Origin of the sequence: Micromonospora sp. CPCC 205558 (assembly GCF_036902955.1) — a bacterium.
In the GTDB taxonomy this organism is placed as follows: domain Bacteria; phylum Actinomycetota; class Actinomycetes; order Mycobacteriales; family Micromonosporaceae; genus Micromonospora.
The window spans coordinates 12,212-28,053 of record NZ_JBAKHR010000052.1 but is presented as its reverse complement, the minus strand read 5'-3'; the positions used below and the strand labels follow the sequence as shown (position 1 = coordinate 28,053).

13 protein-coding genes and 1 pseudogene are annotated in these 15,842 nt (G+C 68.3%); 6 read left to right on the top strand and 8 right to left on the bottom strand.

All coding sequences use genetic code 11. The features are described 5' to 3' along the window. Positions 1-109: 109 nt before the first annotated feature. Together V6U86_RS32615 and V6U86_RS32610 are read right to left on the bottom strand one after the other, a co-directional pair. Positions 110-739, bottom strand: a complete 630-nt coding sequence (locus V6U86_RS32615) for a phosphatase PAP2 family protein (RefSeq protein ID WP_334510247.1) — start codon at positions 737-739, stop codon at positions 110-112. A 109-nt stretch (positions 740-848) separates the two neighbouring features. Then, positions 849-1,313, bottom strand: a complete 465-nt coding sequence (locus V6U86_RS32610) for a hypothetical protein (RefSeq protein WP_334510244.1) — start codon at positions 1,311-1,313, stop codon at positions 849-851. 180 nt (positions 1,314-1,493) lie between these two features. Here V6U86_RS32610 and V6U86_RS32605 point away from each other — a divergent pair, with 180 nt between their 5' ends. Both V6U86_RS32605 and V6U86_RS32600 read left to right on the top strand, forming a co-directional pair. Next, positions 1,494-2,654, top strand: coding sequence for a low temperature requirement protein A (locus V6U86_RS32605; protein ID WP_334510242.1), 1,161 nt, complete (start codon positions 1,494-1,496; stop codon positions 2,652-2,654). 27 nt (positions 2,655-2,681) lie between these two features. Continuing rightward, on the top strand, positions 2,682-3,578 hold the full coding sequence (locus V6U86_RS32600; RefSeq protein WP_334510240.1) for a helix-turn-helix domain-containing GNAT family N-acetyltransferase: 897 nt from the start codon (positions 2,682-2,684) through the stop codon (positions 3,576-3,578). Positions 3,579-3,600: 22 nt separating this feature from the next. On the opposite strand, the gene V6U86_RS32595 is transcribed toward V6U86_RS32600, so the two are convergent. Continuing rightward, a complete protein-coding gene (locus V6U86_RS32595; RefSeq protein ID WP_334510238.1) occupies positions 3,601-4,782 on the bottom strand; it encodes a low temperature requirement protein A in 1,182 nt (393 codons plus the stop codon). A gap of 342 nt (positions 4,783-5,124) precedes the next feature. Here V6U86_RS32595 and V6U86_RS32590 point away from each other — a divergent pair, with 342 nt between their 5' ends. After that, positions 5,125-5,388 carry a GNAT family N-acetyltransferase gene (locus V6U86_RS32590; protein ID WP_334510249.1) on the top strand — a complete coding sequence of 88 codons (264 nt, stop codon included), beginning with the start codon at positions 5,125-5,127 and terminating at the stop codon, positions 5,386-5,388. Positions 5,389-5,413: 25 nt separating this feature from the next. On the opposite strand, the gene V6U86_RS32585 is transcribed toward V6U86_RS32590, so the two are convergent. The 4 genes from V6U86_RS32585 to V6U86_RS32570 all read right to left on the bottom strand — a co-directional run bounded on the left by V6U86_RS32585 (position 5,414) and on the right by V6U86_RS32570 (position 10,753). Then, positions 5,414-7,327 (bottom strand): ABC transporter permease, encoded by a 1,914-nt coding sequence (locus tag V6U86_RS32585; RefSeq protein WP_334510236.1) that lies wholly within the window; start codon positions 7,325-7,327, stop codon positions 5,414-5,416. Positions 7,328-7,446: 119 nt separating this feature from the next. Beyond that, positions 7,447-8,883, bottom strand: coding sequence for an extracellular solute-binding protein (locus tag V6U86_RS32580; RefSeq protein ID WP_334510234.1), 1,437 nt, complete (start codon positions 8,881-8,883; stop codon positions 7,447-7,449). Positions 8,884-9,338: 455 nt separating this feature from the next. Next, a complete protein-coding gene (locus V6U86_RS32575) occupies positions 9,339-10,109 on the bottom strand; it encodes an IclR family transcriptional regulator (protein WP_334510232.1) in 771 nt (256 codons plus the stop codon). A gap of 200 nt (positions 10,110-10,309) precedes the next feature. Then, complete coding sequence (locus V6U86_RS32570) at positions 10,310-10,753, bottom strand: hypothetical protein (RefSeq protein WP_334510229.1); 444 nt, start codon at positions 10,751-10,753, stop codon at positions 10,310-10,312. Positions 10,754-11,562: 809 nt separating this feature from the next. Here V6U86_RS32570 and V6U86_RS32565 point away from each other — a divergent pair. Next, entirely contained in the window at positions 11,563-11,955 is a 393-nt protein-coding gene (locus tag V6U86_RS32565) for a VOC family protein (RefSeq protein WP_334510227.1), read from the top strand. Positions 11,956-12,267: 312 nt separating this feature from the next. On the opposite strand, the gene V6U86_RS32560 is transcribed toward V6U86_RS32565, so the two are convergent. Then, a complete protein-coding gene (locus V6U86_RS32560) occupies positions 12,268-13,566 on the bottom strand; it encodes an MFS transporter (protein ID WP_334510225.1) in 1,299 nt (432 codons plus the stop codon). 57 nt (positions 13,567-13,623) lie between these two features. On the opposite strand from V6U86_RS32560, the gene V6U86_RS32555 reads away from it, so the two are divergent. Both V6U86_RS32555 and V6U86_RS32550 read left to right on the top strand, forming a co-directional pair. Next, complete coding sequence (locus tag V6U86_RS32555; RefSeq protein ID WP_334510223.1) at positions 13,624-14,595, top strand: ArsR/SmtB family transcription factor; 972 nt, start codon at positions 13,624-13,626, stop codon at positions 14,593-14,595. 687 nt (positions 14,596-15,282) lie between these two features. Then, positions 15,283-15,802, top strand: a pseudogene (locus V6U86_RS32550) (site-specific integrase); the annotation flags it as partial. Positions 15,803-15,842 lie beyond the last annotated feature (40 nt).

The following is a 15,842-nucleotide window of genomic DNA, read 5'->3' as shown; positions in this document are numbered from 1 at the left end:
AGATTGTTCTCGGATGGCGGAGCCGCTACGGGTGCTATCGAGGGCTGCGGCGGGCGGGCGGGCGGCGCGGCGGGCGGGCGGCGCGGCGAGGGGCGAGGGGCGGCGGTGGTCAGGGGCCGGAGCGGCCGGCGAGTTTGGGGGTCGGGCGGTCGGGGCGGTTGGCCCGGCGGCGGAGCACCTCGCTGACCGGCCGGGCCAGCAACGGGGTGACCAGCACGGCGACCAGGGCACCGAGCAGCACACCCGCGATCACGTCGTGCGGGTAGTGCACGCCCACGAACACCCGGGAGAAGGCGCCGAGCGCGGCCAGCGGCAACGCGACCAGACCGAGTCGGCGGGAGAGCAGCAACGTGGTGACCGCCAGACCGCCGGCGATCGTGGCGTGGTTGCTGGGGAACGACCAGTCGCCCGGAGGTGGGCAGGCGCTCGCGATGATCGCGCGGCCGATGGTTCGGCAGGGGCGTTCCTCGTCGACCACGGTCTTGAGGAACTCACTGCCCACGTACGCCAGGAGGGTCGGCAGCGGCGCGATCAGGGCGAGTGCCCGGTCGTGCGGGCCGCCGGGCCGGCGGCTCAGCGCGGCCATCAGCAGCAGCGCGCCGAGCAGCAGGATCACCCCCTCGGTGGCGTGGCCGACGAACCACTGCACCGGCTCTGGGCTGCCGGCGGCGGCATCGACGACGTCGCGGTACCACTCGGCGCTGATCTCCGGAACGTCCGTGCTCCCGTTGGCGGCCATGCATCACCTCACCTCACGTTCATACCCCGTTCACCTCCCGGAGACCCTAGGAACACGGCAGAGGACACCGCCCCTGTCGAAGGTCGGGTGTCTTCACGACCTTCGTGGCTCAGATCGGCGCGGGACCGCCGACCATCCGCGCGCGGACCGCCTCCAGTTCCTCGAAGGCGTACGCCCAGTTGTGGCACTTGAAGCTGCGCAGACCGTCGATCGCGGTGTGACAGTCGGAGCAGCGCACCCCAGCGATGGCATCGGGGATCTCGGTGTTGACGTACTTGCGCTCGCCCAGGATGACCGTGGCGATCATGTCCTTGTCGTGCAGGCCGGAGAGTGCCGACGAGACGATGTCGTACCAGGTGACCCGCCGGCGGCACTTCGGGCAGTCGGGTTCGTCGCCGCTGACCCAGAGCGGGGCGCCGATGCTGCGTGCCGGCATGCCGAGCAGTTTCTCCAGCCGCCGGACGTCCGACTCCGGGGTGGTCCAGCGGTGTCGGCCGGGCAGTGATGCGGGCGAGTCGTACACGGCGCGGAACAGGTCGTGGTCGACCTGCACGGTTTCGCGCTGAGCGGTCATCGGCTTCCCTCCTCGTTGAGTCGGTGCCCCCACCGTGGTCAGGGGTGACCGTGGGCGCAGCCGGATCAACGACACGAGGGGTCAGCGGGTCGTCGCTCCGCGGCTGACCGCTTTCGGCTTCGGTGGCCGGCCTCGGGTGGTACGACGGACGCAGGGCGTGCGCCGGCGGGAGGAGCGCCGATGGCGAGCAGACCCGAACGGCTGCTGCGAGGCGGTGACTCGCCGTTGAGCGCCTCGTTCCTGGAGCTGTTCTTCGATCTGGCGTTCGTGCTGGCCCTCAGTCAGCTCGCCGTCCACCTGCTGCACGACCTCACCCCGGTCGGCGCGTTGCACACCGCCCTGCTGTTGACCGGGGTCTGGTGGATCTGGGTGACCACCACCTGGTTCGCCGACTGGTACGACCCGGAGAGCCCGGCGGTGCGCTGGCTGCTGGTCGGTGCCGCGCTGAGCAGCCTGCTGGCCGGGGTGGCGATCCCGCAGGCGATGGACGGGCGGGGCCTGCTCTTCGCCGGCGCGTACGTCTCGGTGCACATCGCCAGGGGCGCGGTCACCGCCTTCTCGCTGCGGGGTCACCCGCGGCAGCAGCGGGCGCTGCGCATTCTCTGCTGGTTCAGCGTCTCGGCCGTACCGTGGTTGGCCGGTGGGTTTCTGCCGGAGTGGCGCATGCCGCTCTGGCTGCTCGCCCTCGCCATCGACGTCACCGGGCCTCGATTCGGTTGGCCCACTCCGTGGATGGGCCGGACCGGGCCGCAGGAGCTGCGTCTGGCTGGCGAGCACTTCGCCGAGCGGTACCAACAAATCATGATCATCGCGCTTGGCGAGCTGGTCCTGGTCACCGGCCTGTCGTACGCCGACACCGACCTCGCCCTTCCGCAGACCGCCACGTTCCTGCTGGTCTTCGCCACCGCGGTGCTGATCGGTCTGCTGTACGTCACGCCCGCCGGTCAGCGTCTCGGCCCCGCTATCGAGCACGCCGACCCGTCCCGACTCGGGGTCATCACCGGATACCTGCACCTGGTGATGGTCGCCGGGTTGGTGGTCACCGCCGTCGGCGCCGAACTGAGCATCGCCCACCCCCTGCGGACGGGTGACACGACAGCGGTCCTGGCCATCCTGGGCGGCCCGGCACTGTTCCTCGTCGGTCGGATCCTCTTCTCGGCGGCCATCCACCGGCGACTCTCCTGGCATCGGGTGGTGGCCCTGCTCGTGCTGGGGGGCGCGGCGGCCGTCCTGCGGCTGCCGCTGCTGGCGGTCAGCGCGGTCAGCACCGCGGTGGTGCTGGTGGTGGTCGTCCTGGATCACGCCGGCATCCAGTCGTACCGTCGCCAGACTGGCGCGTAATCGGGAAGCCTGACTAAAGTCAGGTATATGGACCCGGCTCTCATCGCCGCCGTGCGGCGGTTCAATCGAACGGTCACCCAACGGGTGGGGGCGCTCGACGACGAGTACATGGCCCAGGGGCGTCCCCTGGGGCAGGCTCGGCTGCTCTGGGAGATCGGCCCCGCCGGTGCCGAGGTCGCCGCGTTACGGGCCCGGCTCGGCCTGGACTCCGGATACCTCAGTCGACTCCTGCGCACCCTGGAGAACGACGGCCTCATCACCGTCGGGCCGGTCGACCAGACCGGCGGTGACGGTCGGGTGCGCGTCGCCACGCTCACCGACGCCGGCCGGACCCAGTGGGCCGACCTCGATCAACGGTCGGACGATCTCGCCGCCTCGATCCTCGAACCGCTCACCGAACACCACCGAGACCGACTCGTCGCCGCCATGGCCGAGGTCGAACGGCTGCTCATCGGGTCGATGGTCGTCATCGAGCCGTGCCCGCCGAGCGACCCGCGGGCCCGCTCGTGCCTGCGGGCCTACGTCCGGGACATCGCCCGACGATTCGACGACGGTTTCGACCCCGCGCTGAGCAAGCCGCTCCACGAGGAGGCGCTCGTCCCACCCAACGGGGTGCTCCTGCTCGCCACCCTCAACAGCGAACCGATCGGCTGCGGCGGGGTGAAGCTCCACCGGGACGCGCCCGCCGAGATCAAACGCGTGTGGGTGGCCGACACCGTACGTGGGCTCGGCGTCGGGCGGCGGCTGCTGGGCGAGCTGGAACGGTACGCCGCCGAGCATGGCGCGACAGCCGTCCGGCTGGACACCAACCGCAACCTCACCGAGGCGATCGCCCTGTACCGGGCGACCGGTTACCGGGAGATCGAGGCGTACAACACCGAGCGCTACGCCCACCACTGGTTCGAGAAGCAGCTCAGGCAGTGAGGCCCGGCGGGGTTTTGGCTGGCTATCCAGGTGGCGACGGCGACTCAGGTGGGCGACCTCGCGCACGGGCGGCATCCGAGATGGCGACCCCGGCCAGGACTGCGGCGACGGCGACGGCGGCCACGATCGGCGGTACGAGGAGCATCAACGGCGTCAGCGCGGCCAGGGCGAGCAGCCCGATCGGCCGGTCCCAGGACACCCGGCTGAAGACCACGTACTCGAAGCGGGAGCGCCCGGCCAGGAACAGCACCGGTCCGCCGAGGATGATCGCGATCAAGGCTGGTTCGGGTCGCCCGGCCGGATGGGCGATGACGAGTTCGGCGCCGACCGCCGTGACGACGACACCGGCCACCATGACCAGGTGGGCGTAGAACGCCGACAGTCCAAGGCGGGCCGGATCGCGGGAGTTGGCGATGGCTGACGCCGACAACTCCCCGGCACGGTAGATGTAGATGCGCCAGATCAGCACCGTGGTGGCGATCGACACCAGGAACGCAGTGGTCCGGTCGGGTGCGAAGCCGCTGCCGCCGAAGGTCGACGCGGAGACCAGGATCATCTCGCCCAGCGCGATGATGAAGAACTGTCGGTGACGCTCGGCCAGGTGTTCGGCGGCGCTCGGCAACTCCGAGGGCGGCGATCGGCCCAGGCCGGGTGTCAGGTAGCGGAGTTTTCCCGCCAGATAGTCGATGGCCACCGCCAGCACCCACAGTGCCTCCTGAGCGGTGCCGTGCACCAGTGCCCCTGCGATCCACGGCACGGCGGAGACGCAGAACCAGATGACCACCCGTAGGGCGCCGCGTTGCAGCTCGTGGCCCCGCAGGGCGATGAGAAGGCCGATGCTGCGACCGACCTGGACGGTGACATACGCCCCCGCGAAGACCAGGCTGTGTGCTCCGAAGGCCTCCGGTAGCGCGACGGCCATCAGCAGACTGCCGACCAGGGTCGCGATGACCAGCAGTTGAATCGTCGGCCGCCGCGGGTCGAATCGGTCCGGGACCGTCGCCGTGCTGCACCAGACCCACCACACAGCCAGCAGCAGCACCAGCGTGTGGAAGGCGCCCCGCCAGGTGAGGTCCTGGCTGAGCACCCGCCCGAGTTGGGTGAGCACGTAGACGAACGCCAGATCGAAGAAGAGCTCCAGGAAGGTGGCCCGTTGCGGGTCCCCTGGTTTCCGCAGCAGCTTGCCCGCACTGCTCCTCGTCATCGGCCCGCCCGTCCTGTGGGTTATGCACGCTCTGCGGCATTCGTACCATGCGGCAGGGTGAGCCAGTCGGGCTACTCGATGGAGTTGAGGTGGTGCGCGACGCTGGCAAAGGATCGAATGAGTTCCGTCTCGCTGCCGGTACGCCAGATCAGCCGCCACTGCTGGCCAGGGTCGCCTGGTGGGGCCGCAGCGGCGACAGCAGTCCGCTGTTGCTGGACATCCTCGACGTCGACGACACCGCCGACGATCTGACCGAGGTGGCGCAGGCGCTGTACGAGACGGCCGCCCGGCAGGTCCTGCCGACCAGGACCACCCCCCCGTCAGTGGTGGCGTGTCGGCACGCTGGGCCGGGACGGCGACCCCGTCGGGTTCGTCGTCCCGGCCCGCAACGCCTACCACCCGGTGATCGCCTACCTCGGCGTCGTGCCGAAGCACCGGGGCCACGGTTACGTCGACGGACTCCTCGCCGAAGGCACCCGCATCCTGGCCGACGAGGGCGTGCCACGCATCCGGGCCGCCACCGATCTGGGTAACACCCCGATGGCGAACGCCTTCGCCCGTGCCGGTTACGTCAACTTCGAGCGTGCCATCAACATGGCCTGGTAGCGCCGAGCGGCCGGCTGCCCTCCGATCAGCCCTTCACCGCCCCCGCGGTGAGTCCTTCGGTGAGGAAGCGCTGCCCGAGGGCGTACATGATCACCACGGGGATGCTGACGAGCAGCGACGCCGCAGCGAGTTGTCCCTGTGGCACGACGTCGCCGGCGATCATCGACTGCATCCCGACCGGGAGCGTCTTGTACTCGTCCTTCGTGATGAACACGAAGGCGAAGAGGAACTCGTTCCAGGCGTTGGTCAGGGTGAAGAGCGCGACCGCCAGCAGCCCCGGCTTGGCCAGCGGCAGCACCACCCGGCCGAACGCCTGGACGCGGCTGCAACCGTCGACCAGCGCGGCCTCCTCCAGCTCGATGGGGATCGACGAGAAGTACCCCACCAGCAGCCAGGTGGCGAACGGCAGCGTGAAGGTCGGGTACGTCACCACCAGCGACCACAGCGAATCGGTGAGCCGGGCGCCGATGAGCATCTGGTACAGCGGGATGAACAGCAGCGCGCCCGGCATCACGTAGGTGAGCAGCACCGTGACGGTGAAGCTCTGCGCCCCACGGAACCGCAGCCGGGCCAGCGCGTAGCCGGCCAGGGCGGCGCAGACCAGAGCCACCGCGGTGGATGCCGCCGACACCAGCAGGGTGTTGAGGTACCAGCGGCCGAACGGCTGGTTGGCGAAGAGCGCGCTGAACTGTTCCAACGTCCACGGCGTCGGCCACAGGTCGTCGGTGCGCATGACGACCTGGCCCTCGGACTTGAAGGCCGTGACGCCGATCCAGTACAGCGGGCCGAGCACGAAGAAGAGCAGACCGGCCAGCGCGACCCAGGACCCGACGCCCGACACCGCCGACGACGACCGGCGACCACCTCGCGACTGGAGGGCCGAGACGAGCCGGCCGACCGCCGCCGCGACCAGCAGAATCACCCCGAGGACCACCGCCGCCTTCCAGAAGATCTTCGGCGACGCCCAGAGCAACAGACCGGTGACCAGCGCGGCGACGGCCCACGGCAGGGCCTTGCGCGCTGGCCCGGCCCACCGCTGTGTGCCGACCCACCGCGCTGCCCGGCGTCGGCGGGGCAGCTTGATGTTGGTGTCCTGACGCAACAACCGGACCAGGACGAACACCAACCCGCCGATGATCGGCAGCATGACGAGCGTGACCGCCGCCCCAGCGCCGTACTGCAGTTGCAGGATCGCCTTGGAGTACGCGATGAGCACGTACGGCGCTGTCACGTCGCCCGGGCCGCCCTGCGTCAGCAACCAGACGAGGTCGAAGTTGTTGAACGTCCAGATCGACGACAGGGTCACCGTCACGGTGATCACGTGGCGCAGTCCGGGCAGTGTCACGTGGGCGAACCGCTGCCACGACGAGGCGCCGTCGATGGTCGCCGCCTCGTAGAGGTCCGCCGGGATGGCCTTCAACCCCGCGAGGAAACACACGGTGAAGAACGGCACTCCCTTCCAGACGTTGACGAGGATCACCGACGGCATGGCCAGCGACGGGTCGGACAGCCAGCCCGCCGGCCAGCTGTCGACCAGGTGCGCGCTGGCCAGCAGCGGCCCGATCCCGGTAACGGTGAGCAGGTTGTTGACGCTGCCGAAGATCGGGTCGAGCAGCGCGCGCCAGCTGAACGCCGTCACCACCGTCGGCACCACCCACGGCACCAGGAGCAGCCCGGCCAGCAGGGCCCGTCCCCGGCGTCGGTGGTGCAGCAGCAGGGCCGCGGCCAACCCCAGCACGACCTTGAAAACCTCGGCGTACGCGGTGAAGACGAACGAGTTCACCACGCCGGTGTGGAACTGGTCGTCGCCGACGAGCGCGAGGTAGTTGTCCAGGCCGACGAAGACGGTGTCCTGCCCGTGCCGTTCCGTGGTGCTGGTGATGATCGACCGGGCGATCGGCACGAGGACGAGCCCGCCGACCAGCACAGCCATGGGCATCAGGAACAGCGCCGCCAGCCGCCAGTCACGCCCCAGCCGCCGCTGGACCGCTGTGAGAGAGCCGGGCCCCGACGGCGGGGATTTCCTCGCCGTCGGGACCCGCGCAGGACGGACAGAGCTCACTGCGGCAGCCCCTGCTGGTTGAAGATCTGCACCATCTTCGCGTGGGCGGCCGTCACGGCCTGTGCCGGCGCCGTTCCCTGGACGACCTGCTGCATCATGTCGGTCAGGACGTAGGCCGAACCAACCGCCTGCTGGCCCGCGCTGGCCTTCTGCGGGAAGGCCAGGCCGTTCTTCGTGTTCAGCGGCAGCTTCAGTTCAGTGATCTTGCGCAGCATGGGGAACGCCGCGTCGCCGCTGGTGAAGAACGGGTCGGCGTCCCAGACCTTCTCCCAGGCGGGCATCACCAGGCCGGGGGCCTCCTTGGCCACCCCGAGCAGCGCGGGCGCGCTGACCAGGTACTGCGCGAGGAGCTTGGCGAGCGCCGGGTTCTTGGCGCCCTTGAAGACGACGAAGCCCTGCGACTGGCCGAGCAGCAGGGGATTGTCGGTCGCCGGCCCGATGCAGTCGGAGAACACGTGGGTGTTGGCGTGCACCGGGTTCTTCTTGGTCCTGGAGTCCGCGTACACGCTGAACTGGTTGCGGGTGTAGCCGAGGATGCCAGCGAGCCAGTTCTCGTTGTTGCTGGTGTCGGTCCAGCTGGCGATCCCCGGCGGCAACATCGGCTTGTACTTGGGGTTGGTGTAGATGTCGCCGAGGAAGCTCACCGCCTGCACCGTCTCGGGCGAGTTGAAGGTGACCTTCCGGCCGTCGTTGGAGGCGATCGACCCACCGTAGGCGTTGATCAGCGCCTCGATCATGCCGTTGCCGTCACCGGACCGGTTCACCGTCATGCCCCAGCCGAACCGGCGTTTGGCTGGATCGGAGATCTCCAGGCACAGGTCCCGCAGCTCCTCCCAGCTGTAGATGTCCTTGGGAGTGATGCCCTTGTCCTGCATCCAGTCCTTGCGCAGGAACGACCCGATCCCGATGAAGTGGTATGGGATCGCGAACCACTTGCCGTCGAAGACGCAGAAGTTCTTGGCCTCGGCGCAGGGCTCGCCGTACTTGGCGGTCAGCGCCGTGACGACGTCCGTCACGTCCTCCAGGTCGCCCAGCGCGTGGAACTGCGCGACGAACCGCGAATCGGTCATGAATGCCAGGTCACGGGCCACCCCGCCCTTGACCTCCGCATCGATCTTGGCCACCACGTCACCGGCGTCGGCCTGGACGAGACTGTTCTCGATCTTCGTCCCGGTGGTGTCGGCGAACTTCTTGATCGAGCTGTCGAGGGCCTCGTTGGCCGCCGTCGAATACAACTTCTGCGACAGCATCCCCATCGAGGAGCCCTTCATCGACGCCGCGGCGTCGATGAGCTCCTGCGGAACGTCCGGCTGCACCTTGGTGGGCGACTCGGAGGTGTCCCCGCACGCGGCCAGACCAGCCGCGCCGAGCACCCCCACCCCCATCCCCAGAAAGCCGCGCCGGGACCACGCCAGGTTGTCGTTCATGGACATTCGCCTCCTCTGTTCTCCGCACCACTGCACGCCCGAAGGCGTGTTTGTGCTCCAGGTGTCCCTATGACGGCGACCACGGACGCGTCGCCCGCACCGATCAGCGCGCCCGCGTACCCGCTGTTGCGCTTGTTGGGTTTGCCACAGCGGCGAGGGGATCGCTCTTGCCGCCGTTCACCGTCAGGAGTCCGTTGACGTGCGCGGCGTCGTGGCATCCGAGCGAGCGGCGCGCGAGATTTCGCGTGCCGCCCGCCGGGTAGCGCGACGCGGTTGAGGCGATCGGCGACCGGGCCGAGAAAGCTGCGCTGACGTTGCAGTTCGGTCGGGCCACGCGACCACCACCGTTCGAGATTTCGAACTGAGTTCGAGATACCGTATCGAGTGGTCGCGACGCTAGAGCAGTGGCAAGACAGCTGTCAATGTTTCGATGGGGTTTCGAGCCGAAAACGGGAGGCGGACTATCGAGACCGGGCCCGGTAGCCCATGCGAGCCGACAGCGCGGCCGCGCCCTCACGAACCAGCCCGGTCCACTCCACGTGCGCCTGCGGTGTCCAGCGAATGATCGGCGCGGACAGGCTCATCGCGGCGATGGTGGCGCCGGAATGGTCCCGGATCGCCGCAGCGACACAGCGCATGGCGCTGTCAGACTCACCGATGTCGACCGCGACGCTCTCCGCCCGGACACGATCGAGATGCTCACGCAGCCGATCCGGGTCGGTGATGCTTTCCGGTGTCATACCCGGCAGCTCGCCCTTCGTCAGGACAGCATCCAGGCCCGCCTCGTCGAGGCTCGACAGCAGCACCTTGCCGACCGCCGTGCAGTGCGCCGGCAGCCGCCGCCCCACCCCGGACACCATCCGGACGGGATGCGTGCTGTCGAACTTCACCAGATAGATGACATCGGGGCCGTCGAGCACCGCCACGTGGACCGCCTCATGGCACGCGGCAGCCACGTCCCGCACCACGCACTGCGCCTCGCGAACCAGATCAAGCCGGCCCGCGAACGCCGCGCCGAGCTGGAACAGCGGCATGCCGAGCCGATACTGCACCGGCTGACCCGGTACGGAGATCAGGTACGAGCGAGCCTCAAGAGTGACGAGCAGCTCGTGGACGGTGGTGCGGGGTAGATCGAGCCGCTCCATCACCTGGCGGGCCGACAGTTGGGGACAGTCCAGGAACAGCTCGAGGACGTTGAGTGCGCGGTTGACCGCCGGTACCACACGGGGCATGTCGATAGTCCCTTCGCAGTGCCGAACCCGCGTCAACGATCTCCACACAGGCCGGCACCTGAAGAGGATATCTACGTCAGCCCGCAGCGCCAGGGTTCGGACTCGTCGTCGACCGGAGCGCCCCGACCCCTGGCCGGCTCGGTTTCACGTGGCCCGGGCTGCCTAGAACCGTCCCAGGGCTCCGGCGTCGCTGAAGCCGTTCAGGATCCGGTCGTCTGGTATCTGTGGAGCGCAGCCTCGGCAACCTGGTCGAGGTATTTGTCGCTGCCGGTCTTGTTGCCCTCCGACTGAACGACAACCAACGTGGTTCCGATCCGGATGAGCAGGCTGTCGCAAGCCATCGCGTCAAGACCCGACGTGACGGTGCAGCTGACGTGAATACTGTCATCGCCCAACCGCGGCGCTGGCGCCACTGCGTAACGATGGCTGCCACCGCCGCCCCCACCGGACAGCACAACGGCCGGGCAACGGTCGACGAACGTTCGCAGGTCGGTGATTGCGCGCCGGGCACCGTCATCGGTGTAGGTCCTGAGGACTTCGGTTCCCACCCACAGGTCATCAGGCCCCGCGTCATAGCTGAGTGTGGCTGCGGCCATCGCCGACGGAGTCCCGGTCAGTCGGCGGGCTGACAGCAGCGGGATCATGCTGCGCGAACAAGGCGCGTCGACCTCTGGTCGCCGATCTCCAGCGTCAGACGCCATGCTCGTCGCGACCTCCACAGTGAACCCTGGCGGTAGTGACTCCGTGGTCACCAGGCGTGCGGACAACGTCGCGGAATACCCGGTCCCGCCGGTCGCCGGAACTGCTGAGGAAGGTGACTTGGAACCCGTTGTCTGGTTCGTTCCCTCGGCGGATCGAACCGCTGGAGTGGTCGTCGGAGAGCCGCAGGCGGAAACCAAGCAGACGGTCGCCACCGCGACACAACTACGGAGCACCATCCTGAACACCGGCAGCTCCACTCCTACGTGAGACGCGTCAGGCTATCAGCGCGCTTCCTCAACCGTGGAGCAGCAGAAGCGACATGCGGTGTCCGGAGTCGGGGCGGCCCGTCCGTTCTGGTCCGCGCCCAACTTCCGGAGGACGACGTCGCGATGAGCGGTTGACAGAGGTGTGAATCCAGAATCGCGCGATGTGTTTCGCCCAGTGTCGAAACATCCGAGCGCCTTCGGAGCATCCGGCGTCTCGTTGGCCGCATAGACCGCGGGTCGAACGGCGATGCCCTCACCGCAGCGGCGAGGCCCTTAAGCGTCTACCCTCCGTCGGGTGAGGTGGTGACAGTCGTCCGCCAGGTGATCTGCGACATCCGAAAGCGCGGGTCGCGGCTAGATCAGCGTGCTTGACCCACGTGTGCGTTAGGTTGCGTCGTTCAGTTTGTCGAGCGCGCCGTCGTGCTGGTCGTCGTCTCGGTGCGGGCGCGCCTAGCAACCGGCCGGCACGGGCCACAGGAGGCGACATGTCCGACGAGATCAGGCTCAGCGCGGTCACCCTGGACTGCCCGGACGCCGTCGCCTTGGCGGGGTTCTACGCCAGCATCACCGGCGGAACCCTGACACACGCCGGAGACGGCTGGGCATGCGTGCTGAGCCCGGCCGGGCGGATCAACTTCCAGACTGTGCCCGGATACACGCCACCCACCTGGCCCGACCCCACCGCGTCGATCATGATGCATCTCGACTTCATGGTCGTGGACCGAGACGCCGCCGAGGCCCGCGTGCTCGCCGCCGGAGCAACAAAGTACGACTTCCAGCCCAACAGCGAACAGTGTTACGTCTACGCCGACCCGGCGGGCCACCCGTTCTGCCTGACCACCTGGGAGGCCACGGCTACGCCAGCTCAGCTCGGCTGATCGAGCCGCGCGGACGAAGGCCCCGATGCTGCTCACGGGCAAATAACCGGGCTCCTTACGGGCCGGCAGCCGGCTGTCCGGTCTCGGGTTGGCCTGACCGCCGTCGCGATATCGGACGTCTTCGGGCTTCTTCTCCTGCTCCGTCACGGCGCACGGCACAGCCGCCTATCGGAAGAATCTACGACTGGCCGTAGATCGTAACCGGACAAGTCACGCAGGTCCTGAGACCGATCGGTCACGCAGGTCCTGAAACCCGACTTCGCCGGCACGCTCATGAGCAACGGCGTCGAGCCCCAGGAGGTGCCTGCTGTGTCAGTTTCGGCTGTTCGTGGCGGGCTTCGTAGGCAGGTCAGGCAGCAGCGACCCGTCCACCTGTCGTCGGACCAGCGCCATCGTCAATGATCCCGCGAGGAGGAAGAGCACGCCGAGAAGAATCCAACCGGGCAAACCGTGCTGAATCGCGGTTGCCGTCACGACCAGCGGCGCGAGCATCGAGCCCAGTGCCGCTCCGGTCTGGCTGACACCCTGGTACGCGCCTACGTTGGCCTGGTCGGCAAGCTCGAAGGCGAGCGTCCAACTGCCTGCCTCGGACAGGATCTCGGCGAGGCTGTGTGCCACGGTCGCGAGCGTCAGCATCACCACGACGACAGCGATCGCGCCGTGGGCGGACAGGGCATACAGGCCACAGGCCAGCGCGAGCAAGGTACCGGCCCCGGCGACCGCGCGGCCGGCCGAGCGGATGGCTTTCGCTCCGCGTGCCGCCCAGACCTGAAGCAGGGAAACGATGACGGTGTTCAATGCCAGCAGCGCCGCGATGGTCGCCGGGGGTGCCTTCGTCGAGCCGGCGACCCAGAGTGGTACCCCCACCGTGAGCATGCCGATTTGCATGCTCATGACGGCGTAGAGGCCGGTGATGGCCAGATAGGTCCGGTCGCGCAGTGGTGATTGGCGTACGCCGGCCGTCCGAGACCCGTCGGTCGCGGTGAGCTCGGCGCCACGGTCCATCCGGCGCAGCAAGAATGCGGAGACGAGCAGCAGTGCTCCGGTGGTGAGCATCGCCAGCAGATATGCCAGTTTGGTGTCGAGCACGAGGGCGACGGCTGCCAGCGCGGTTCCCACGCCGATGAAAGCGTTGGTGACCACCCGCAGGCGGGCGCGCACCTCCACGCGGTCCGGGCCGGTGAACGACTCGGCGATCATCGTCGTCAGGGCGGTGCGCTGCATGGCCTGTTGACCGACGGCGGCGCAGGCGACGACAACGAACGCGGCCGGGGTGTGCGCCAGGAGGTAGGCCACCAGCGCCAGGCCCTGGCCGGCGGTCGTGGCGAGCAGCACCCGGCGCGCGCCGACGACACGGGCCAGGTAGCCCGCAGCCAGCGCGGCGGGGACGGCGACCGCCCCGGCGATCGTCAACCCGAGCGCGACCGTGGTCGCGGTGAAGCCGGCGACGTGGGTGAAGAACAGCACGCTGACGCTGAAGAAGACCCCCTTGGAAAGCGAGCTGGTCATGGTGGCCAAGGTCAGCGCGCGGGCGACGGGATCGTCCGGACGCAGGTACCGCCGAACCCAGTCGGCCGCCGGCGACCGGTGGCGGCCTGTCACAAGATGCATGCCGTCAGTTGTCGCAGGGTGCCGGCGGACCACGCCAACGATGTAGCCTTTTGCTTCATGGTCCGGTACGAGCTGCTCGGCATGGATGTCGCCGATCTCCGATTCGCGGTGTCCCCGCTCAATGAGGCGGTGCTGTCCCTGCGGGCTTGGCGCGATCCAGGACGATATCCGCTTCAGTTGCGCTGGCTACGCACGCTCGAAGCCGTGCGCGGCAGCCTTGACGAGGCCATGCTGCTCGCATTGACGGACGTACGGCTGTGGACACCCGATTTTCTCAACCCGCGTCCGTACTCACCGCTGACCCGCTTCGACGACGAAATCGCGAGACTGGCCAGTACCGACCCGGCGGTCATCGAACGAGACCTGCGAGCGGTGCACGGCGCGACGCCACTTCCCGAACCACTACAGGGTTCCGCCGCGGAGGTGCTCAATCGGATCATCGATGCGCTCGCCGCGTACTGGCGGTTGTGTTTCGAGCCGCACTGGCCACGGATGCGGGCGGTCCTCGAAGGCGACGTCACGTTCCGAGGACGACAAATCGCTCAGCGGGGTCTCGCCACGATGCTCAGCGGATTGTCGGACTCGGTGCGGCTCGTCGGAAACGTGGTCGAGGTACGGCTACGCTCGAAGCTCGACTACGCGCGACCGGCCAATGGCGGGCTGACCCTGGTGCCGAGCCTGTGGACCGGCAACGCCTCGACACCCATCTCGGCCGACGAGCCACCAATGATCCTCTATTCCGCGCGTGGCGCGGCGACCCTGTGGGAGCCGCAGGCCCTGCCCGCGCCGGACGGTCTCGCCGGACTTCTGGGCACCACTCGGGCCGGTCTGCTCAGCCATCTCGACACGCCCGCCTCCTCCACCGAGTTGGCCGCCCGCCTCGGCGTCACCCCGACAGCGGTCAACCAGCACCTTCGAGCATTGCGTGCGGGCGGACTGCTGGTCGGCACCCGACACGGCCGATCGGTGCTCTACCGCCGCTCCGACCTCGGCGACATGTTGGTTGCCTCGGCCGCTCCGCATTCGTGAAGCCCTCGCAGGCCGGCGTCTGTCGCCGCTTGTACCCGTTGTCACCCGGTTAGTCACCCGCGGCCACGTCCCATGCGTCCCATAGAGTCACGGCCATGCCTAGCGCGATGACGGCGGGCCAACGATGCAGAACCGTGGCGGTCGTACTACTGGTGCTCCTTGCCTGTGTTGCCGGAGCCTGCAAGGCAGCTGATGAGCGAGCGTATTCGATCGATACTGGATCCATGTCACTAGACGACGGCCTGCAGCTCTACGGACTCGCAATGCCCGATTGTCCAGTGCAGGACTTGCGCTATGCCCTCGTCGGGATGTGGGGTGGGCACGATCTTTACCTACGCTTCTCAGCTACGGCCGCATGCATGGGGTCATTCCTTGAGATAAATGACATGATCGATATCGGCGAAGCTACCTCGGTAGGCCCCTTTCCTCACGGCCGTCCGAAACTCGGTGATGTTGGTTGGAGCTTTCGCGATGACGCCGACTACCGGATGTATCACCCTAGAGAATTTCAGGGACGGGATGTCACCGCTGTAGTCGACCCGAACGCAGACCCTCACGTAGTGAGTATCTATGGATTCCCGGTTTAGATATTTCGCCTGAAAGCGTGAGTTCAACGGGCCTGCAACAAGACGGGCTTCCTGCCATCCTGTCTGCCGCCGACCCGCCCTCCTGGGGGCGGGCCGGGCGGTGCTTGGTTTGCGCAAGGGCGAGATGTTGGGGCTCACCTGGGCTGACGTCGACCTCGACGCGGGGGAGTTGACCATCGACCGGCAGCTCCAGCGGGTCGGTGCCGAGTTGCTGCACCGGGAGACGAAGACGGCTGCCTCGGACGCCACTCTGCCACTGCCGGACATCTGCATCGTGGCGCTCGACCGCCGCCGCGCCGCCCAGACCGCCGCCGGGACGCCGCCGGCCCGGCCTGGCACCCCTCCGACCTGATCTTCACCACTCGCTACGGCCGACCAGTCGAGCCGCGCAACTTCAACCGCTTCTGGGACCGCCGCTGTGACACGGCCGGCGTCCGGCGCTTCACCGTCCGGGACGCTCGGCGGACCTGTGTCTCGCTCCTGGCCTGGACGTCCACCCCCGGGTGGCGATGCAGATCCTCCGCCACGCGCAGTTCGCCATCACGATGGAGATCTACACGGTGTCCTCGGCGGCCACCGGTGACGCGTTCGAGCGGCTCGGCAACACGCTCGGCCGGTGACTCGTGATTCGTTTACGCCATCAGGTCGACAGGGGCCCAC